At 72.6% G+C, this 20,326-nt stretch carries 15 protein-coding genes; 8 read left to right on the top strand and 7 right to left on the bottom strand.

The genetic code is table 11. The features are described from left to right. Positions 1 to 66: 66 nt before the first annotated feature. Positions 67 to 1,188 carry an acetate/propionate family kinase gene (locus AC0AIB_RS06775; protein ID WP_328343329.1) on the bottom strand — a complete coding sequence of 374 codons (1,122 nt, stop codon included), beginning with the start codon at positions 1,186 to 1,188 and terminating at the stop codon, positions 67 to 69. Then, entirely contained in the window at positions 1,185 to 3,260 is a 2,076-nt protein-coding gene (gene pta / locus AC0AIB_RS06770) for a phosphate acetyltransferase (RefSeq protein WP_328343331.1), read from the bottom strand. Before pta ends, AC0AIB_RS06775 begins: the two co-directional genes overlap by 4 nt. A 260-nt stretch (positions 3,261 to 3,520) precedes the next feature. On the opposite strand from pta, the gene AC0AIB_RS06765 reads away from it, so the two are divergent. Next, on the top strand, positions 3,521 to 4,225 hold the full coding sequence (locus AC0AIB_RS06765; RefSeq protein WP_465096238.1) for a hypothetical protein: 705 nt from the start codon (positions 3,521 to 3,523) through the stop codon (positions 4,223 to 4,225). Then, positions 4,218 to 6,404: a bifunctional polysaccharide deacetylase/glycosyltransferase family 2 protein gene (locus AC0AIB_RS06760; RefSeq protein WP_328343334.1), complete on the top strand. Its 2,187-nt coding sequence runs from the start codon at positions 4,218 to 4,220 to the stop codon at positions 6,402 to 6,404. Before AC0AIB_RS06765 ends, AC0AIB_RS06760 begins: the two co-directional genes overlap by 8 nt. 236 nt (positions 6,405 to 6,640) lie before the next feature. Here AC0AIB_RS06760 and AC0AIB_RS06755 read toward each other — a convergent pair whose 3' ends face one another. The 5 genes from AC0AIB_RS06755 to AC0AIB_RS06735 form a co-directional block, all read right to left on the bottom strand. Then, positions 6,641 to 6,820: a DUF6104 family protein gene (locus tag AC0AIB_RS06755; RefSeq protein WP_091241170.1), complete on the bottom strand. Its 180-nt coding sequence runs from the start codon at positions 6,818 to 6,820 to the stop codon at positions 6,641 to 6,643. A gap of 382 nt (positions 6,821 to 7,202) precedes the next feature. Continuing rightward, positions 7,203 to 11,006: a multifunctional oxoglutarate decarboxylase/oxoglutarate dehydrogenase thiamine pyrophosphate-binding subunit/dihydrolipoyllysine-residue succinyltransferase subunit gene (locus tag AC0AIB_RS06750; protein WP_465096237.1), complete on the bottom strand. Its 3,804-nt coding sequence runs from the start codon at positions 11,004 to 11,006 to the stop codon at positions 7,203 to 7,205. A gap of 326 nt (positions 11,007 to 11,332) precedes the next feature. Continuing rightward, complete coding sequence (locus AC0AIB_RS06745; protein WP_328343340.1) at positions 11,333 to 12,157, bottom strand: ABC transporter permease; 825 nt, start codon at positions 12,155 to 12,157, stop codon at positions 11,333 to 11,335. Then, positions 12,154 to 13,086, bottom strand: coding sequence for an ABC transporter ATP-binding protein (locus tag AC0AIB_RS06740; RefSeq protein WP_328343342.1), 933 nt, complete (start codon positions 13,084 to 13,086; stop codon positions 12,154 to 12,156). The genes AC0AIB_RS06745 and AC0AIB_RS06740 overlap by 4 nt, the downstream gene beginning before the upstream one ends. Positions 13,087 to 13,237: 151 nt before the next feature. Next, positions 13,238 to 13,903 (bottom strand): hypothetical protein, encoded by a 666-nt coding sequence (locus tag AC0AIB_RS06735; protein WP_465096236.1) that lies wholly within the window; start codon positions 13,901 to 13,903, stop codon positions 13,238 to 13,240. Between the two features lie 192 nt (positions 13,904 to 14,095). Between AC0AIB_RS06735 and AC0AIB_RS06730 the strand changes: the two genes are divergently transcribed. The 6 genes from AC0AIB_RS06730 (at position 14,096) to AC0AIB_RS06705 (ending at position 20,311) form a co-directional block, all read left to right on the top strand. Then, entirely contained in the window at positions 14,096 to 14,875 is a 780-nt protein-coding gene (locus AC0AIB_RS06730; protein WP_328343346.1) for a GNAT family N-acetyltransferase, read from the top strand. Next, entirely contained in the window at positions 14,872 to 15,798 is a 927-nt protein-coding gene (locus tag AC0AIB_RS06725; RefSeq protein ID WP_465096235.1) for a lysophospholipid acyltransferase family protein, read from the top strand. The genes AC0AIB_RS06730 and AC0AIB_RS06725 overlap by 4 nt, the downstream gene beginning before the upstream one ends. Positions 15,799 to 16,396: 598 nt before the next feature. Beyond that, entirely contained in the window at positions 16,397 to 17,227 is an 831-nt protein-coding gene (locus AC0AIB_RS06720; RefSeq protein ID WP_328343348.1) for a DUF4097 family beta strand repeat-containing protein, read from the top strand. After that, complete coding sequence (locus AC0AIB_RS06715; RefSeq protein ID WP_465096234.1) at positions 17,224 to 17,865, top strand: PadR family transcriptional regulator; 642 nt, start codon at positions 17,224 to 17,226, stop codon at positions 17,863 to 17,865. The genes AC0AIB_RS06720 and AC0AIB_RS06715 overlap by 4 nt, the downstream gene beginning before the upstream one ends. 194 nt (positions 17,866 to 18,059) lie before the next feature. Further along, positions 18,060 to 18,761, top strand: coding sequence for a response regulator transcription factor (locus AC0AIB_RS06710; protein WP_107160940.1), 702 nt, complete (start codon positions 18,060 to 18,062; stop codon positions 18,759 to 18,761). Further along, the gene (locus AC0AIB_RS06705) at positions 18,758 to 20,311 is read left to right on the top strand and encodes a sensor histidine kinase (RefSeq protein ID WP_328343354.1); all 1,554 of its coding nucleotides are present in this window, start codon (positions 18,758 to 18,760) and stop codon (positions 20,309 to 20,311) included. Before AC0AIB_RS06710 ends, AC0AIB_RS06705 begins: the two co-directional genes overlap by 4 nt. The last annotated feature ends 15 nt before the right edge of the window (positions 20,312 to 20,326 follow it).

Below are 20,326 nucleotides of genomic sequence, written 5' to 3'. Positions count from 1 at the left end.
CGGCCGGTGCGGCCCCGCCGTCCGGACCGATGGTGGTCAGCTCCCCGGTCGGTCAGCCCCCACCCGTCAGCTCGCGTCGGCCAGCACCGCGCGGGTCTGCCGGGCGATCTCCCGCTCCTCGTCGGTGCCGACCACGCAGATGCTCACCTCCGCGCCGGCCGGGGAGATCACCCGGTCCCCGGTGCCGGCGTTGCGCTCCGGGTCGACGGCGATGCCGAGCCGGTCCAGCCCGGCCAGGGCGGCGGCCCGCACCTCGGGGGAGTGCTCGCCCACCCCGGCGGTGAAGGTGACCGCGTCCACCCGGCCCAGCAGTGCGTAGTACGCCCCGACGTAGCCGGTGATCCGCCGGCAGTAGACGTCGAAGGCGAGGATGGCGGCCGGGTCGGCAGCGGCCCGGCGGGACAGCACCTCCCGCATGTCGTTGGCCCCGGTCAGCCCGAGCAGCCCGCTGCGGTGGTTGAGCAGGTCGTCGATCTCGTCGACGCTCAGCCCGCCTTCGCGGCGCAGGTGGAAGATGACGGTCGGGTCGAGGTCACCGCTGCGGGTGCCCATCACCAGCCCTTCGAGCGGGGACATCCCCATCGAGGTGGCCACGCTGCGTCCGCCGTCCACGGCGCAGGCGCTCGCCCCGTTGCCCAGGTGCAGGCTGATCGTGCGCAGCCGGTCGTACGGCCGGTCCAGCAGCTCGGCGGTGCGCTTCGACACGTACGCGTGGGAGGTGCCGTGGAAGCCGTACCGGCGGATGTCGTGGCGGCGGGCGGTGGCCAGGTCGATGGCGTAGGTGGCGGCGGCCTCGGGCAGGGTGTGGTGGAACGCGGTGTCGAAGACCGCCACCTGGGCGACGTCCGGCAGCAGCTCCCGGGTGACCTCGATGCCGGCCAGGTTGGCCGGGTTGTGCAGCGGGGCCAGCGGCACCAGCTCCTCGATCGCGGCGAAGACCGCGTCGTCGATCCGGACCGGGGCGCTGAACCGTCGGCCGCCGTGCACCACCCGGTGCCCGACGGCGGTCAACCCGGTCAGGTCGAGCCGACCCAGGATGTCCCGGACGGCGGTGGCGTGGTCGGCCGGTCCGCCGCCCGGCTCGCCGACCCGCTCGACGGTGCCGGAGTCGACCGTCGACTCCCCGTCGTAGAGCCGGTACTTCACCGACGACGACCCGCAGTTGAGTACCAGCACCCGGTCGGTCACGACCCCTCCTCCGGCGATCCGGCCGCCTGGATGGCGGTGATCGCCACCGTGTTGACGATGTCGGCGACCCTCGCGCCCCGGGACAGGTCGTTGACCGGCCGGCGCAGGCCCTGCATCACCGGCCCGACGGCCACCGCCCCCGCCGACCGCTGCACCGCCTTGTAGGTGTTGTTGCCGGTGTTGAGGTCCGGGAAGACGAACACGGTGGCCCGTCCGGCGACAGTGCTCTGCGGCAGCTTGGTCGCCGCGACCTGCGGGTCGATCGCTGCGTCGTACTGGATCGGCCCCTCGACCAGCAGGTCGGGCCGGCGCTCGCGGACCAGCCTGGTGGCGGCGGCGACCTTCTCCACGTCGGCCCCCGCGCCGGAGTCCCCGGTCGAGTAGGACAGCATCGCCACCCGGGGCTCGATGCCGAACCGGGCCGCCGTGTCGGCCGAGGAGATGGCGATGTCGGCGAGCTGGGCGGCGTCCGGGTCGGGGTTGACCGCGCAGTCGCCATAGACCAGCACCCGGTCGGCGAGCAGCATGAAGAACACGCTCGACGCCACCGAGACGCCCGGCACGGTACGGATGATCTCGAAGGCGGGGCGGATGGTGGCGGCCGTGGTGTGGGTGGCCCCGGAGACCATCCCGTCGGCGTGCCCGGTGGCCACCATCATGGTGCCGAAGTAGTTGGGCTGGGCCACGATGTCGTACGCCGACTCGACTGTGACGCCCCGGTGGGCGCGCAGTTCCGCGTACCGGGTGGCGAACTCGTCCCGCCAGCCGCTCCCGGCCGGGTCGACCACCTCCGCGCCGGTGAGGTCGATGCCCAGCTCCCGGGTGCGGCGGGCCACCTCGTCCGGACGGCCGAGCAGGGTCAGCTCGGCCACTCCCCGGCGGAGCAGGATCTCGGTCGCCCGCAGGATGCGCTCGTCGGTGCCCTCCGGCAGCACCAGCCGGCGGCGGTCGGCGCGGGCCCGGTCGATCAGGTCGTACTCGAACATCAGCGGGGTGACCCGCTCGGAGCGGCTGACCCGCAGCCGGCGGGCCAGGTCGACGGTGTCCACGTGGCCCTCGAACGCGCCGAGCGCGGCCTCGACCTTGCGCGGGTTGGCCGGGCCGGGCCGCCCCTCGATGTGGCTGGACGCCTCGACCGTGTCGTAGCTGTCGCTCGTCACCGAGAGCACGGCGAAGCCGGTGTTGAGCCGCTCGACCAGGCGCATCGCCCGGGGGTCGGGCTGCTCGCCGAGGGTGAGCACCACCCCGGCCAGCGACACCTGCCCGGCGACGTGCGCGGTGCTCGCCGCGACCAGCAGGTCGGCCCGGTCACCGGGGGTGATCACCAGCGCCCCCTCGGTCAGGTGGTCGAGCAGGATCGGCACGTGCGCCGCGCCGACCACGTAGTCGAGCACGTCCCGACCGAGGGCCGCGTCGTCCCCGGCCAGCAGGGTGGCGTCGAGGGCCGCCGCCACCTCGGCCACCGTCGGCGCCGACACGCTCGGCACCTCCGGGATGGCGTACGTGGGGACCGGCAGCTCCGGCAGGGTCAGCGCCCCGGTCACCCGGTTGGCGATCACCGCCAGCACCGTCGCGCCCAGGTCCACCAGATCGTGGTACGCCCCCCGCGCCGTGGCCGCGGTCGTCTCCGGTTGCTGCCCGAAGCCGTCCACCACCGGCACCACCACGCTGCCGAACTCGGTGGCCAGCCGGGCGTTGAAGGCGAGTTCCCGGGGGCCGGCGCCGTCCCCGCCGTCGGCGAAGTCGCTGCCCACCACGACGACCGCCGGGCAGCGTCGTTCCACCGCCCGATACCGCTCGACGATCCGGGAGATCAGCTCCTCCCGCCGCCCGTCGGCGACCAGGGCCGCCGCCTCCGCGTACGTGGTGCCGGTCAGGTCGGCCTCGGGCAGGTCGATCCGGTAGCGGTCGTGCAGCAGGGCGAGGATCGGGTCGGGGCCGGCGTCGGAGACCAGCGGCCGGAACACGCCGATCCGCTCGACCTGCCGGGAGAGGAGTTCCGCGAGGCCGAGGGCGATGGTCGACTTACCCCCGCCGGACCCCACGCTGGTCAGGTAGACGCTGCGGGCCACGCCACCACCCTAGGAGATCATGTCGTCCGCCGCCCGGGACCTTCGCCCCGAACCGCTACCTCCGACGGCGCGGGTCGGCGTCGAGGATGCGATCAGAGTCTCATTCGTGGGACGCGCTGGGAGCTGAGCGATCCTCGTGCCTAGACTCGCATCCCATGACTGCCGACCGCCTGAGCAGCAATAACGTGCCGAACCGGAGATCGATGCCGGTGGGTGCAATCGGCGGTCGGTCGACTGTTGGTCCAAAGTGTATCGATCCCGTGACGAATTTCGATGGGCCCACCGAGGTTCAGCCGAAGGCGGCCCACCCGGTGGTGCGACGCCGGACCGCCGGCATCCCCGTCGGCTCGGCCACCCCGATCAGACCGGCCGCCCCGACCGACGGGCCGACCGTGGTGATCAGCCCGGCCGACGGTCCCACCGCGCTGATCGCCGCGGTGCCCGAGCTGACCCCGGTCTTCGTCGACCCCAGCGGCAGACGCCACTCCCGGCTGCGCTGGCTCGCGTACACCCTCGGGCTGGTGGGTCTGGTCTACACCGGGCTGGTGGGGGTCAGCTTCGCGGGCGGCATCGAGCCGCACACGGTCCTCCCTTTCGTGGACGAGGTCGAGCAGCCCGAGCGGTCGTCGTCGCCGCAGGCCGAGGCGCTCACCACCACGGCCACCACTCCGGCCGCCGCAGCCGCCGTGCCCACGACGGTCGCCACGCGTACGCCGAGGGCGAGCGCGCCCGCCGTCGTCCCGGCCACCCCGTCCCCGGCCGTCTCGCCCACCGCCACCCCCTCGCGGTCGCCCAGCGCCACCCGTTCGCCGAGCCGCAGCCCGGCGACCTCGTCGACGTCGCCCCGACCGACCCGCACCGTCCCGGAAGCCACCACGCCCGACCCGCCGGACCCGACCGGCGAACCGCCAGCCCTGCCCGACCTGCTGTCCGGCCGGGTCGACGACGCCCGTGCCGATGGCTGAGCCGGTCGTCCCGCCGACCCGCCGTCGCCTCACCGGGTCGGCCCGGCGTCGTCGGGCGGTACCGCCGCCGAGCTGGATCCTGCTGAGCACGGTGCTGACCCTGCTGGCCGGCGTGCTGCTCGTCGGCGCGTACGCCAACGCGTCGTTCGCCCCGGACCGCCGGCAGAGCACCGCCGGGCAACGCGAGGTGCCGACCTCGGTGGTGACCGGTGGGCCGATCATCAGTGCCAGCAGCGAGCTGGTCCGCTCCTACCGGCTGCCGCCGCGCACCATCGCGTTGACCTTCGACGACGGCCCCGACCCGGTCTGGACCCGCGAGGTGCTGCGGGTCCTGGACACCCACCAGGTCAAGGGAACGTTCTTCGTGCTGGGCTCGCAGGTGGCCCGGCACCCCCGGATTGCCCGGGACCTGGCCGACGGTGGGCACCAGCTCGGCGTGCACACCTTCACCCACCCCGACCTCGCCGAGCTGCCGGTGTGGCGGCAACGCCTGGAGTACGCCCAGACCCAGCTCGCCGTGGCGGGCGCGACCGGCCTGCGGACCTCGCTGGTGCGGTTCCCGTACTCGTCCCACCCGGGTGCGATCGACAACCGGGACTGGCCGGTGGTCACCGCCGCCGGTGACCTGGGCTACCTGACGTTCCTCAACGACACCGACAGCCAGGACTGGTCGCTGCCCGGGGTGGACCGGATCATCGAGAACGCCGCCCCGGAGGGCGACTCCGGTGCCGTCACCCTCTGGCACGACGCCGGTGGCGACCGGGCGCAGACCGTGGCCGCCCTCGACCGGTTCATCCCGATGATGAAGCAGCGGGGGTACCGGTTCGTCACCGCGACCGAGGGGTTGAACCTCGCCTTCGCCGCCGCCGGGGCGGACCACCGGGTGGATTCCGCAGGGGTCGCCACCGCCGGGGACCGGTGGCGTGGCCGGATGCTGATCTGGGCGGTGCAGGGCGCCGACACCATGCTTACCGTGTTCGGGGGGCTCTTCGTCGTCGTCGGTCTGCTCACCGTGGGTCGTACCCTCGCGCTGTTCGTGCTGGCCGGGCGGCACGCCCGACGCCGCCGGGCCAGGGGCTGGAGCTGGGGGCCACCGGTCACCGCGCCGGTGTCGGTGATCGTCCCGGCGTACAACGAGAAGGAGGGGATCGCCGCGGCGGTCCGCTCCCTGGCCGGTGGCGACCACCCCGGCGGGATCGAGGTGGTCGTCGTCGACGACGGCTCCACCGACGGCACCGCGGACATCGTCGACGCGCTCGGCCTGCCCAACGTCCGGGTCGTCCGCAAACCCAACGGCGGTAAGCCCAGTGCCCTGAACACCGGCCTGGCGCTGGCCCGGCACGACCTGATCGTGATGGTCGACGGGGACACCGTCTTCGAGCCCGACGCGGTCCGCCGGCTGGTGCAACCCTTCGCCGACCCGCAGGTCGGCGCGGTGGCCGGCAACGTCAAGGTCGGCAACCGGCGCAGCCTGATCGCCAAGTGGCAGCACATCGAGTACGTCATCGGCTTCAACCTGGACCGGCGGCTCTACGAGACGCTGCGCTGCATGTCCACGGTGCCCGGGGCGATCGGCGGGTTCCGGCGGGAGGCGCTGCGCTACGCCGGGGGGATGACCGACGACACCCTGGCCGAGGACACCGACATCACCATCGCCCTGGGCCGGGCCGGCTGGAAGGTGGTCTACGAGGAGACCGCCCGCGCCTGGACGGAGGCCCCGGCGACCATCGGGCAGCTCTGGAAGCAGCGTTACCGGTGGAGCTACGGCACCATGCAGGCGATGTGGAAGCACCGTCGCTCGGTGCTCGACAGGGGCTCGTCCGGCCGGTTCACCAGGCGGTGTCTGTTCTTCCTCAGCCTCTTCGGGGTGCTGCTGCCACTGCTCGCGCCGGTGATCGACCTGCTGGCCCTGTACGGCCTGTTCTTCCTCGACCGCAAGGCCACGGCGGTGGCCTGGCTGGTCATGCTCGGCGTGCAGACCGCCACCGCCGTGGTGGCGTTCCGGCTGGACCGGGAGAAGCTGGGGGTGCTGTGGGTCCTGCCTCTCCAGCAGTTCGTCTACCGGCAGTTGATGTACCTGGTGATGATCCAGGCGGTGGTCACCGCGGTGACCGGTGGCCGGCTGGGCTGGCAGAAGCTCCGCCGCACCGGCCTGGAACCCGCCGTCCGCACCGGCTGACCCCTCGCCGTCCCGGTCCCCGCCGGCCCGCGTTGACCGGGGTGCGGTGCCGGTCGGCGTCGCGGTGCGGTGCCGGTCGGCGTCGCGGTGCGGTGCCGGCCCGCGTCGCGGTGTGGTGCTGGTCCGCGTCGCGGTGCGGTGTTGGTCCGCGTTGACGCGCTGCGGCTCGCACGCGCCCTGGCACGACATGGTGCCCGGGGACCGAGGGTCGGGGCGGGCGGATGCCCGCCCCGGGCTCAGTCCTCGTCGAGGTCGTCGAGGCGGGCCAGCCAGGTGGCGAAGCGCTCGATCGGCGTCTCGAACTCGGGGTTGAGGTCGACGAAGTCGCGCAGCCGCTCGCCGAGCCACTCCAGGGTGACCTGCTCGTCACCCCGCCGCTGCACCAGTTCCTCGATCCCACGGTCGGTGAAGTACACCGCGCCTCCTCACTGCTGCGTTCCGTGCCTCGGACCAACTCGGAAAGTGGACATGATCCCTCCCGACCGGGGGCGCTCCGCCACCCGGGTGGCGGACGATCCCACCGGTCACCATGCCCCACTCGCCGCGCCCGCCGCGCAGCGGGTTCAGCTCTTTTGGGGAGAGTTGTTGTCGCTGGGGCGACAACAACTCTCCCCAAAGCTGCGGTGCGGCGTGGCCATGGCGTGGAGCGGTGCGGTGCGGTGCGACGTGGTGGGCGTGGTGCGGTGCGGCGTGGTGCGACGTGGCGTGGCGAGGTGCGGGGCGGGCCGCGACATGGGACGGCCCGCGCCCGTGGGAGGGGGCGCGGGCCGGGGTGGTACCGGGTCGGGGCTGGTGCGGTCAGGGGCGGGGGAGGGCGGTGTCGATCAGCCCGGCCTGCTCCACCTCGTGCATCTTCGCCGAGCCGACCGCCGGGGCGGCGGCGGCGGGGCGGGAGATGCGGCGCAGCCGGACGTCGGCCAGGTGCTCCAGCAGGTTGAGCGCGACGAAGCTCCACGCCCCCTGGTTGGCCGGCTCCTCCTGCACCCAGGCGAAGTCCTCCGCGTTGGGGTACGCCGCGAGCGCCGCCCGGATCTCCTCCACCGGCAGCGGGTAGAGCTGCTCGATCCGGATGATCGCGGTGTCGGTGACACCCCGCTCGGCGCGGGCGGAGAACAGGTCGTAGTAGATCTTGCCCGAGCAGAGCAGCACCCGCTTGACCTGCTCCGGCGCGGGTGCGGCGGTGTCGGCCAGCACCGGGGCGAAGGTGCCTGTGGTGAAGTCCTCCACCGGGCTGACGCAGAGCTTGTGCCGCAGCAGCGACTTCGGCGTGAACACCACGAGCGGCTTGCGCTTCGGCGACAGGGCCTGGCGACGCAGCAGGTGGAAGTAGTTCGCCGGGGTGGTCGGGATGGCCACCCGCATGTTGTCCTCGGCACACATCTGCAGGAACCGCTCCGGGCGGCCGGAGGTGTGGTCCGGGCCCTGCCCCTCGTGGCCGTGCGGCAGCAGCAGGGTGACCGCGGAGCGCTGACCCCACTTCACCTCGCCGGAGGAGATGAACTCGTCGATCACCGACTGGGCGCCGTTGACGAAGTCACCGAACTGGGCCTCCCAGCAGACCAGCGCGTTGACGTTCTCCACCGAGTAGCCGTACTCGAAGCCCATCGCGGCGTACTCGCTCAGCAGCGAGTCGTGCACGAAGAACCGGGACCGCTCGCCGTCGGCGGTGAGCGTCTTGAGCGGCAGGTAGTCCTCGCCGGTCTTGGCGTCGACCACCGAGGCGTGCCGCTGGACGAAGGTGCCCCGGCGGGAGTCCTGGCCGGCGAGCCGGACGGTGACCCCGTCGTGCAGCAGCGAGCCGAAGGCGATGATCTCGCCGTACCCCCAGTCGATGTTGCCCTCGACGGACATCTTGGCCCGCCGGTCGAGCAACTGCTGGATCCGCTTGTGCGGGGTGAAGCCCTCGGGGAGGTTGACGTGCGCCTCGCCTACCGCCTTGACCACGGCGGCGTCGGTGGCGGTCTCCACCTGCGGCTCCGGCTCGTCCTCGCGGCGCGGTCGGGTGGCCTGGCGGGGGGTGGTGGCGGCATCCCGGGTGGCCTTGAAGACCCGCTCCAGCTGCGACTGGTAGTCGCGTAGCAGCTCCTCGGCGTCCTCGACGGTGATGTCGCCCCGGCCGATCAGCTCCTCGGTGTAGAGCTTGCGGACCGAGCGCTTCGAGTCGATGATCTTGTACATCTGCGGGTTGGACATCGAGGGGTCGTCGCCCTCGTTGTGCCCGCGCCGGCGGTAGCAGACCATGTCGATCACGACGTCCTTGTTGAACGCCTGCCGGTACTCGAAGGCCAGCCGGGCGACCCGGACCACGGTCTCCGGGTCGTCGCCGTTGACGTGGAAGATCGGCGCCTGGATCATCCGGGCCACGTCGGTGCTGTAGAGGCTGGACCGGCTGTACTCCGGGGCGGTGGTGAAGCCGACCTGGTTGTTGACCACCACGTGCACGGTGCCGCCGGTGCGGTAGCCGCGCAGCTGGGACAGGTTGAGCGTCTCGGCGACCACGCCCTGCCCGGCGAAGGCGGCGTCACCGTGCACCGCCAGCGGCAGCACGGTGTAGCCCTCCAGCTTGAGGTCGATCCGGTCCTGCTTGGCCCGGACGATGCCCTCCAGCACCGGGTCCACGGCCTCCAGGTGCGACGGGTTCGCCACCACCGAGACCTTGACCGAGTGGTCGCCGTCCGGGGTGGTGAACTTGCCGTTCTGCCCCAGGTGGTACTTCACGTCGCCGGAGCCCTGGGTGGAGCGCGGGTCGAGGTGACCCTCGAACTCCGAGAAGATCTTCTCGTACGGCTTGCCGACGATGTTGGCCAGCACGTTGAGCCGGCCCCGGTGCGCCATGCCGATGACGACCTCGTCCAGCCCGTCCTCGGCGGACGCCTCCAGCACCTCGCCGAGCAGCGGGATCAGCGACTCGCCGCCCTCCAGCGAGAACCGCTTCTGGCCGACGTACTTGGTCTGCAGGAAGGTCTCGAACGCCTCGGCGGCGTTGAGCCGGTTGAGCACGTGCTTCTGCTCGTCGGCGGCCGGCTTCTCGTAGCGGCGCTCGATCCGCTCCTGGATCCAGCGGCGCTCCTCCGGGTCCTGGATGTGCATGTACTCGATGCCGAGCCGCCGGCAGTACGAGTCGCGCAGCACCCCGAGGATCTCGCGCAGCTTCATCCGCTGCTTGCCGGCGAAGCCGTTGACCGGGAAGGTGCGGTCCAGGTCCCACAGGGTCAGCCCGTGCTGGAGGACGTCCAGGTCGGGGTGCTTGCGGATGGCGAACTCGAGCGGGTCGGTGTCGGCCATCAGGTGGCCCCGGACCCGGTAGGCGTGGATCAGCTCGTGCACCCGGGCGGTCTTGTTGATCTGCCCTTCGGAGTCGACGGCCACGTCCCGCACCCAGCGCACCGGCTCGTACGGGATGCGCAGCGAGGTGAAGATCTGGTCGTAGAAGCCGCGCTCGCCGAGCATCAGCTCGTGCATCACCTTGAGGAACTCGCCGGACTGCGCGCCCTGGATGATCCGGTGGTCGTAGGTGCTGGTCAGCGTGATGATCTTGCTGACCGCAAGCTCGGCCAGGGTCGCCTCGCTCATCCCCTGATACGGCGCGGGGTACTCCATCGCGCCGACCCCGATGATCGCGCTCTGCCCCTGCATCAGCCGGGGGATCGAGTGCACCGTGCCGATGCCGCCCGGGTTGGTCAGCGAGATCGTCGTACCGGCGTAGTCCTCCATGGTCAGCTCGTTGCGGCGGGCCCGCCGGACCACGTCCTCGTACGCCTGCCAGAACTGCCGGAAGTCCATCTGCTCGCAGCCCTTGATGGACGGCACGACCAGGTTGCGGGTGCCGTCGGGCTTGGTCAGGTCGATGGCGATGCCCAGGTTGACGTGCTCCGGGCGGACCATCGCCGGCTTGCCGTCGACCTCGGCGAAGGAGTTGTTCAGCTCCGGGTGCTCGACCACGGCGCGGACCAGCGCGTAGCCGATCAGGTGGGTGAAGCTGACCTTGCCACCACGCCCCCGGGCGAGGTGGTTGTTGATCACGATGCGGTTGTCGACGAGCAGCTTGGCCGGGACGGCGCGCACGCTGGTGGCGGTCGGCACGGACAGCGAGGCGTCCATGTTCTGCACGATCCGGGCGGCCACCCCGCGCAGCGGCGTGGTGCCGGCGGCGCTGGCCGTCGGTGCCTTCGCTGCCGGCTTGGCCGGGGCGGCCTTCTCGGTCGCGGCGGGCTTGGCCGGTGTGGGCTTGGCGGCGGTGGCCGGCTTCGCGGTCGCGGTCGGCTTCGCGCTGGCCGTCGGCGCCTTGGTGGCCGGGGCGGTCTTGCCGCCACCGGCCGGTTCCTGCTGCCCGGCCGGTTCCTGCTGCCCGGCCGGTTCCTGCTGCCTGGCCGGTTCCTGCTGCCTGGCCGGCTCGGACGTTGCGGCCGGGGTGCCCTTGCCGTCGGCCGGGCGCGGTGTCGCGGTGCCGGGGGCGGGTCGGTAGTCGGCGAAGAAGTCGTGCCAGGCCGAGTCGACGCTCGACGGGTCGGCGAGGTAGCGCTGGTACATCTCCTCGACGATCCACTCGTTCGGGCCGAAACCCGCCAGTGGGTTCTCCTGCGAAGTCTGCTGGGTCGACACGGCCGGTAATCGCCTCTTTCACGCGGGTCTGTGTGTCACGCGGTGTCCGCCGTCGTCCGGAAGTGCGAGTGGGCGGGGGATGGTTCCCAGGCTACGCCGTGAGATTACGGTAGGCATTCCCACCTCGGTCGGGTGGCCGGTTTCACAGAAGATGCCGGAAGTCAATCAGCTCTTCGTATCCTGTTGACTCCGGACCGGAGTGGGGCTTCGCCTCCGGACCTGAGGCGGGACCGGAGCGGGACAGGGCGACGACCACCTCCCGACAGCCGACCGGCCCGGCGCGACAGTCGTCACGCCGGGCCGGAACGGTCCGGAAAGCGGGTCGGTCAGGAGATGTCCCGCCGCCGCATGGTGAGCGTGCCGATCGCGCCGGCCACCACCGCGTACCCGATCAGGACCACCGCGCCCGCCCAGCGGGGCGGGTTGCCCGGGATCTCGGCCCCGCTGACCATCAGCGACGACGCCAGCGACGGCACCAGCACCTGGAGGTCGTTGATCCAGTCGCCCCACTTGGCGGCCAGGATGCTGATCGCGATGGCCGCGCCGACCGCGCCGCCCAGGTAGAGCAGGATGCCGGTGACGGTGGCGCCGATCTGGCTGCGGATCAGCACCCCGATCCCGACCCCGAGCACCGACCAGAGCAGGTACGCCAGGCCGTTGAGCGCGGTCGCCCGCCAGACCGCGCCGCTGCCGAGCTGGGAGCCCAGGTCGACGCTGCTCATCACCAGTGCCCCGAAGAGCAGGTTGAACACGGTGGTGACCAGCCAGAACAGCATGGCCAGGATGGCTGCGGCAGCCAGCTTGGCCAGCATCACCGCCGTCCGGTGCGGCACGGTGAGGAAGGTGGTGGTGACCGTCTGGTGGAAGAACTCGCTCGTCACCACGATGATGCCGAGCAACATCACGATCATCAGGCCGAAGAACTGCCCGTTGGTGTAGACGTTGGCGGCCAGGCTGTCCACCGACTGCACGGCCTGCATCTGGTCGGCCTGGTCGGCCGGTACGTCGCCGAAGTTGTTGCTGGCCAGCGCGTCGGTCTGCAACCAGTTGATCAGCGCGGTGAGCGCCCACAGCGGCACCGTGATCAGCCCGAAGATCCACCAGGTGCTCGTGGTACGGATCTTCAACAGCTCGGATCGGACCAGGTTCATCGGATGCCCGCCTTCCCGGCCGTCAGCTCCAGGAAGACCCGTTCCAGGTCGGGCCGTTCCGGGGTCAGTTCGTGCAGCTCGACCTTGGCGGCCAGCGCGGCCCGGCCGATCGCCGGCGCGTCCACCCCGCTGACCAGCAGCACGCCGTGCTCGTCGGTCTCCACCGTCGCGGACTGCTCGCGCAGCGCCACTGTCAACTCCTCGGCCTGCGGGGTGCGCACCCGCACCCGGCCGCTCTCTGCCATCGAGCCGAGCACCTGCTCCACCGGCCCCTGCCGGATCAGCTTGCCGGCCGCGATGATCACCACGTCGTCGGCGAGGAGCTGCATCTCGGACAGCAGGTGGCTGGAGACCAACACCGTGCGCCCCTCGTGCGCCAAACCCTTGAGGAAGCCGCGCATCCAGCGGATGCCCTCCGGGTCGAGGCCGTTGGCCGGCTCGTCGAGGATCAGCACCCGGGGGTCACCGAGCATCGCGGCGGCGATGCCGAGGCGCTGCTTCATGCCCAGCGAGTAACCCTTGAACTTGCGCTTCGCCGCCGGGGTGAGCCCGACCAGGGCCAGCGCCTCGTCGGCCCGGCTCTTAGGCAGGCCGGCCGCCGCGCAGATCACCCGCAGGTGGTTGATGCCGGTACGGCCCTTGTGCGCGCTGGACGCCTCCAGCACCGCGCCCACGTGCCGCAGCGGGTCGGTCAGGTCGGCGTACCGCTGGCCACCGATGGTCGCCGTGCCACCGGTCGGGGTGACCAGGTTCAACAGCATCCGTAGCGTCGTCGTCTTGCCCGCGCCGTTCGGGCCGAGGAAGCCGGTCACCCGGCCGGCCTCGACCGTGAAGGACAGGTTGTCGACCGCCCGTACGTTCTTGTACTGCTTGGTCAACCCGGACACGACGATCTGGCCGGTGCTGGGGCTCCACTGCCCGTCGGACATCGTTCTCCTCCCGTGCGGCGGCGCATCGTGCACCGCGTCCTGCGGCGCCGTTACGGAATGCGCCGCTGACCAGCCTCGCTGGTGACGTCAAGTTACGCCATCAGCCCGGGTCGGTAGGTCGTGCTCCCTCTCAGGCAGGAGGCGGTAGTCCTCAGGGACGAGACGCGGGCGGCAGTGCGACCCAGGTGGCGCGGGCCCGGCCGAGCAGCCCACCGGCGCTTCCGTAGAGGCTGGTGTGCACCACTGCCAGCCGGCCCTCGGCGGTGACCACCGCACCGGTGACCACGCACTGCTCACCCGGCTCGGGCAGCGTGTCGAGCGCGACGGCGAGCCGGCCCAGCACGTACGGCCGGCCGGGGGCGATCACCGTCCAGCCACCCGGGCAGTCCAGCGCCGCCCAGGCGGTCGGTGCGGTCACCCGCTGTGGCGTCCGCCACGGCGCGGCGGTCCGCCCGTCGGGCAGCCGGCCGGGAAAGATCCGCAGGCCGTCGGGGTGCTCCGGGCCGCAGACGTAACAGCCGGGGAAGGGGTGGTCGACCAGGCCCGGATAGCCGGCCGAGGCGGCGTGCGCGGTCGCCGGGTCGACCGGGGGGACCGGGGCGGGCGGGTCGCCGGCCGGGCGTACCTCGGCGACCAGGTGCCCGTCCGGGTCGTACACGTCGCCGTCGGTGAGGGTGAGCGGGGTGTCCAGCGGGGGTGGGCGACGCAGCGTCACCTCGACGGGCCGGTCCGCGCCGTACGCCTCGGCGAAGACCCCGGCGCTCCAGCCGCCGTTGCCCGAACCGGGCGGGCCGTTGTACCGGGATTCGATGATCATCAACCCTCCGCCGCGTCGTCCGTCCGGCCCGGGTGGCCGGCTTCCCCGCAGGCAGCCTCGCACACACCCCAGGCGTCCCGTCGGCCCCACCTGCCCCGCAGGTCACACGCGGGGCCGGACCGCCGACCGGCGTTCATCGGATCGACACCCTTCGCCGGGCGGCAGGCAACCCGGGGCACCTAGACAGGTCCCATGGCTGTTCTGCATGCCGCTGGCGCACCCCTGACGACCAGTGGATACACCCTGCTGATCGCCGACGACCCGACCCAGGTCGCGGCCGCGCAACGCCTGCGCCACGAGGTGTTCGCCACCGAACTCGGCGCGACCCTGCGCCCGGGGGCCGCCGGGCTGGACGCCGACGACCTCGACGTCCACTGCGACCACCTGATCGTCCGCGAGGAGCGCACCGGCGCGGTGGTCGGCACCTACCGGCTGCTGCCACCCGGCCGCACCGACCGCCGGTACGCCGCCGGTGAGTTCGACCTGACCGCGCTGGACCCGCTGCGCGATCTGCTTGTCGAGACCGGCCGCTCCTGCGTCCACCCGGACCACCGCTCCGGCGCGGTGATCAACCTGATGTGGGCGGGACTGACCCGCTACCTGCACCTGCGTGGCTCCAACTGGCTGGGCGGCTGCGCCTCGGTGCCCGTCGACGACGGCGGCCGGGCCGCCGCCGAGGCATGGGCGCTGATCCGGGCCGGGCACCTCGCGCCCCCGCCGCTGAGGGTGCGCCCGCTGCGGCCCTGGTTCGCCGAGCCGGGCGCGGCGGCACCGGAGACCGCCACCGGCGGCCCCGCCGGGCGGGCGCTGGTCCCACCGCTGCTGCGCGGCTACCTGCGGCTCGGCGCGTGGATCGCCGGAGAGCCGGCGTACGACCCGGACTTCCGCTGCGCCGACTTCTACGTGCTGTTCTCGCTGGACCGGATGAACCCGCGTTACCTGCGGCACTTCCTCGGTGGGGAGACGCGGTGAGCGCCGAACTGTGGCGACCGACCGCCGGCTGTGGCCCGGACTGCCTGCCGGGGGCGGGGCGGACGGAGGTGTCGCTAGGGCGGCGGGTGCTCCGGCTGCTTGGCGTACTCGGGATGCTGCTGGTCGGGGTGGGTGTGGTCGTACTGCTGCCGGTGCTGCCGACGGCGGAGCGGGCGGCGGTGGTCCGGGGCTGGGCCCGGGGGACCGCCGGGGCGCTCGGCGTGCGGCTGACGGTGCGCGGTCGGCTGCCCCGGCGGCGGGCGCTGCTGGTCGCCAACCATGTCTCCTGGCTGGACGTCCTCGCGGTGCTGGCGGTCGCGCCGGCCCGGCTGCTGGCCAAGCGGGAGGTGCGGACCTGGCCGGTGCTGGGGCTGCTGGCCCGCGCCGCCGGCGCGGTCTTCGTCGACCGGTCGCGTCCCCGGGACCTGCCGCGCACCGTGGCCCGGCTCGCGGCCACCCTGCGGGCCGGTCACCCGGTCGCGGTCTTCCCCGAGGGGACGACCTGGTGCGGCGTCGCCCCCTCGGCGGACTGCCGGCCGCCCCGGGGGTTCCGGCCGGCGGCGTTCCAGGCGGCGATCGACGCCGGGGCCCCGGTGGTGCCGCTACGGATCAGCTACCGCTCTGCTGCCACCGGGGCGACGACCACCACCGCCGCCTTCCTCGGCGACGAGACCCTGTGGCGCTCGTTGGGCCGGGTGCTGGCCGCCCGGGGCCTGGTGGTGGACGTCGCGGTGACCGCCGCCCTGCACCCGGCCCCCGGCGCGGACCGCCGGGTGCTGGCCCGGGCCGCCGAGTCGGTCGTGCACCTGCTCCCGCCCCGCCCGGTCACCCGCCGCCTCACCCTGGCCGCTGTGCCCGTGGTCGCCCTGCCCGGGTCCGCGTCCGCGCCGGCCGCCGGGAAGGGCCTCGGTCTGGCCGCCTGACCCGTCTCACCCAAGGGGCCGCTTCGACGGCATGATCCACTCGGGTGGGCCGTTGTTGCGGTGTCCTGGCGACCGGTTACCGCAACACCGACCCAAGTGAGTGGATCGCGTCATCGAGGCGGCGGTCTGGCGGTGGGTGGTGTGCCGGTGGCGGGACGGCAGGTCCGCCCGTTGGCGGGTGTGGCCAGGGCGGCCTGTTCTGGGCGTAGGTGGTATGACGCTGTGGCATAAACATGACGGACAGGAATACTCGTCCGCCGGAGTTGGGGACGCCTCGGCTGGCTGTGGGTCAGGTCGCCGGGCGGATACACCAAGGGACCGCTCGGCATCGTGCCGAGAGGTCCCTTCAGCGTTGGTTGTCCGCCCGGCCGGCATGGTCGCCAGCCTGACCCACTCGCGTGGGCCGATGTTGCGGTATCCCGGGTGACTGGTTGCCGCAACATCGGCCCACGCGAGTGGATCAAGGTGGGGGCGAGGCGGGGGTGGGCATTGGCGGGTTTGCGACTCACGACAGTCTTGTTCTATCGCGATGTATCGCGTTACGCTCTGCCCGTGCAGTGGCGCGGCTACCGGCCGCGACCCACCGAGGGGAGACGTCATGGCCACCTGGAAGGTCGACAGACCACAGCAGCTCACCATCGACGGGCCGGTCACCCGGCTCGACGTACGCCTGGTCACCGGGCGGCTCAACGTGGTCGGCACGGACGGCCCGGCCCGGGTCGACGTCACCCGGATCAGCAGCCGGCCGCTCATCGTCGAACACCGCGACGGTGTGCTCACGGTCGGGCACGAGCGCCACCCGCGCCGGCCCGGGCTCCTCTGGTGGCTCGGTCAGCTCGGTCGCCGGTTCCGCGCCGAGGTGTCCATCGCCGTCCCGGCCGACACGCTGGCCGACCTGCACCTGATCGACGGCTCGCTGGTCGCCTCCGGCCTGGTCAACGACAGCACCGTGAACGTCACCTCCGGGCAGGTCACCCTGATGGGCCTGGCCGGGCGCACCAGGGCACGGGTCGTCTCCGGCCCGGTCGAGGCGCTCGGCGTGACCGGTGAGCTCAGCCTGGACACGGTCTCCGGCGAGGTGACCCTCGCCGAGAGCGCGGCCGGCCGGGTGCACGCCAACACCGTCTCCGGGGCGATCACCTGCGACCTGGACAATCCCCGGCGCAGCGAGATCCGGCTCACCACCATCTCCGGGCCGATCACCGTCCGGGTCCGCGAGGACAGCGACCTCGCCGTCCACCTGCACACCACCTCCGGCCGGATCACCAGCGGCTTCCCCCAGGTCAGCGGCGCAAGCGGGATCGGACCGGTCAAGGACAGCCACGGGGTGCTCGGCGCGGGCGAGGGTAAGCTCTGGGCGTCCGCGACCTCCGGCAGCATCGCGTTGCTCGCCCGGCCGGTGGACGACGACCAGGAGGAGCAGCCGTGACCGCCGTGTTCAGTCACGGGCGGCTCCGGCTCTATCTGCTCCGGCTGCTCGACGACGGTCCCAAGCACGGCTACGAACTGATCCGGCTGCTGGAGGAGCGCTTCCTCGGCCTCTACGCCCCGAGCGCCGGCACCATCTATCCCCGGCTGCAACGCCTGGAGGCCGACGGCCTGGTCACCCACACCGCCGCCGGTGGCCGCAAGGTCTACGAGATCACCGAGAGCGGTCGGGCCGAGTTGCGCCAACGCGCCGACGAGGTGACCACCCTGGAAACCGACATCACCGCCTCGGTGGAGGATCTGTCCGCGCTGGCCGGGGAGATCCAGACCGAGGTACGCGGCTCGGTGCGCGACCTCAAGCGCGAACTGCGCGAGGCCACCCGGCAGACCCGGCAGACCCGCTGGGACCGCCCGGTGCCCGGCCCGACACCCCGCCCGGCGCCCGGCTCGACATTCCGCCCGGCGGACCCCGCTCAGGGCGATTCCCCCCTGCTGGCCGATTTCGACAAGCGATTGGCCGAGTTCACCGTCGAGGTCGGCGCGCTGGTCCGGGCCGGGCAGCTCAGCGACACCCAGCTCCGGACCGCGATCCGGGTCCTCGACGGCGCACTGGACGGGCTGCGCCGACTGCTGCGCTGACGGCCGCGGCGCGCTGACGTGGGCGGCGACGTGCACGGTTGCGCTGATGGTTGCGCACGGCTGCCGCGTACGGCTGCGCAGGCTGGCGTGCTGGCGGCGGCCGGGCACGGCGGCGCGGGCCGGTTCACGGCTTCACAGGGTTTTTCCAGCGAGCATCCAGCGCCGGCGCAGCGACGTCACGGATGATGGCCGGCATGGCCGCTACCCATACCGAGGCGCGACTGCTCGTCGTCGAGGACGATCCCAACATCCTCGAACTACTCTCCGCCAGTCTCCGCTTCGCGGGGTTCGACGTGGCGACCGCCACCAGTGGCAGCGCGGCCCTGCACGCGGCCAAGGACCACCGGCCCGACCTGGTGGTGCTCGACGTGATGCTGCCCGACCTGGACGGCTTCGAGGTCATCCGGATGCTCCGCGAGGGCGGCACGCGTACCCCTGTGGTGTTCCTGACCGCCCGGGACGCGACCGACGACAAGATCCGTGGGCTCACCCTGGGCGGCGACGACTACGTCACCAAGCCGTTCAGCCTGGAGGAGCTGACCGCCCGGATCCGGGCGGTGCTGCGGCGCACCGCGACCGGCGAGCAGGCCCCGTCCCGGCTCACCTTCGCCGACCTGGAGCTGGACGAGGAGACCCACGAGGTGCACCGGGCCGGGCAGCGGGTGCAGCTCTCGCCTACCGAGTTCAAGCTGCTGCGTTACCTGATGCTCAACGCCAACCGGGTGCTGTCCAAGGCGCAGATCCTCGACCACGTGTGGAACTACGACTTCCGGGGCGACGACAACATCGTCGAGTCCTACATCTCCTACCTGCGCCGGAAGGTGGACAACACCCAGCCCCGCCTGATCCACACCCTGCGCGGCGTGGGCTACGTCCTGCGCAAGCCGGCGGCGTGAGCCCGCTCGACGAGGCGAAAGGGCGGATCCGGAGCGTCCCGCTGCGGGTCAAGCTGGTCGCGGCGGTGCTCACCCTGGTCGCCGTCGCCCTCGTGGTGATCAGCTCGCTGACCACGTACTTCCTGCGCGAGTACCTGATCGGGCAGGTCGACGGGGAGTTGCAGTCGGCAAGCGTCCAGGTCGGCCGGGCGCTGCCCAACCTGGAGAGCGGGCTGGCCAGGGCCACCCTGCCCACCGACTACGTGGTCGCCCTCGCCGACGGCGACGGCTCCCGGTTCATCGGGTACGACCCGGCCCTCGAACCGGACGACCTGCCACCGGTTCCCGCCGACGTGGCCGGATTCCGGGGTGACGAGGGCGATCCGTTCACGGTCCGGTCCCAGGACGGCCGGGAACGGTGGCGGATGCTCTACCGGGAACTCTCCGACGGCCGGGTGCTCGCCGTCGGACAGCACCTCACCGACGTCGACCTGGCCGTGAAGCGGTTGATCTGGATAGACATGCTGGTCGGTGGGGCGGTGCTGATCCTGCTCGCCTCGGTCGGCGCGGCCATCGTGCGCACCAGCCTGAAACCACTCGTGGAGATCGAACGCACCGCCGCCGCGATCGCCGGTGGCGATCTGACCCGCCGGGTGCCCGACCCGGAGGAGGGGCAGGAGTGCGCCACCTCCGAGCTGGGCCGGCTCTCCCGGGCGCTGAACGCGATGCTGGCCCAGATCGAGGCCGCCTTCACCGCCCGCGCCGCCTCGGAGATGGCCGCCCGTACGGCGGAGGCGGGTGCCCGGGACGCGGCGCACGCCGCGCTGGCGTCCGAGGCCCGCGCCCGCCGGTCGGAGGAGCGGATGCGGCAGTTCGTCGCGGACGCCTCGCACGAGCTGCGGACCCCGCTGACCACCATCCGGGGCTTCGCCGAGCTGTACCGGCAGGGGGCGGCCCGCGCCCCGGAACAGACCGCCGACCTGCTGCGCCGCATCGAGGACGAGGCGGCCCGGATGGGGCTGCTCGTGGAGGACCTGTTGCTGCTGGCCCGGCTGGACCGGGAGCGCCCGCTGTCGCTGGCCCCGGTGGAGCTGCCGGTGCTCGCCTCAGAGGCGGTCGAGGCCGCCCGGGTGGTCGCCCCGGAGCGGCGCATCGAGCTGGAGATCGCTCCGGGCTCCGGCCCGCTCGTGGTGTACGCCGACGACGCCCGCCTGCGGCAGGTGATCGGCAACCTGATGACCAACGCGCTTACCCACACCCCGCCGGAGGCGTCGGTGACCCTGCGGCTGCGCTCCGAGACCGGCAACCTGGCCGTGGTGGAGGTGGCGGACACCGGCCCGGGGCTCGCCCCGGAGCAGGCCGAGCGGGTCTTCGAACGGTTCTACCGGGCCGACGCGGCCCGGACCCGCCGGGCCAGCGGGATCACCAGCACCGGCCTGGGGCTGGCCATCGTCGCCGCGCTGGTCACCGCCCACCAGGGCACGGTCGAGGTGGACGGGACGCCTGGGGGCGGGGCGACCTTCCGGGTCCGGCTGCCGCTGCTGCCCGAGCCCGACGGCGACGTGGAGTGATGCTCCACCGGTCCC

The organism is Micromonospora sp. DSM 43699, from assembly GCF_055517075.1.
The sequence above is the reverse complement of the archived record's forward strand: the minus strand, read 5'-3'. Positions and strand labels throughout refer to the sequence as shown.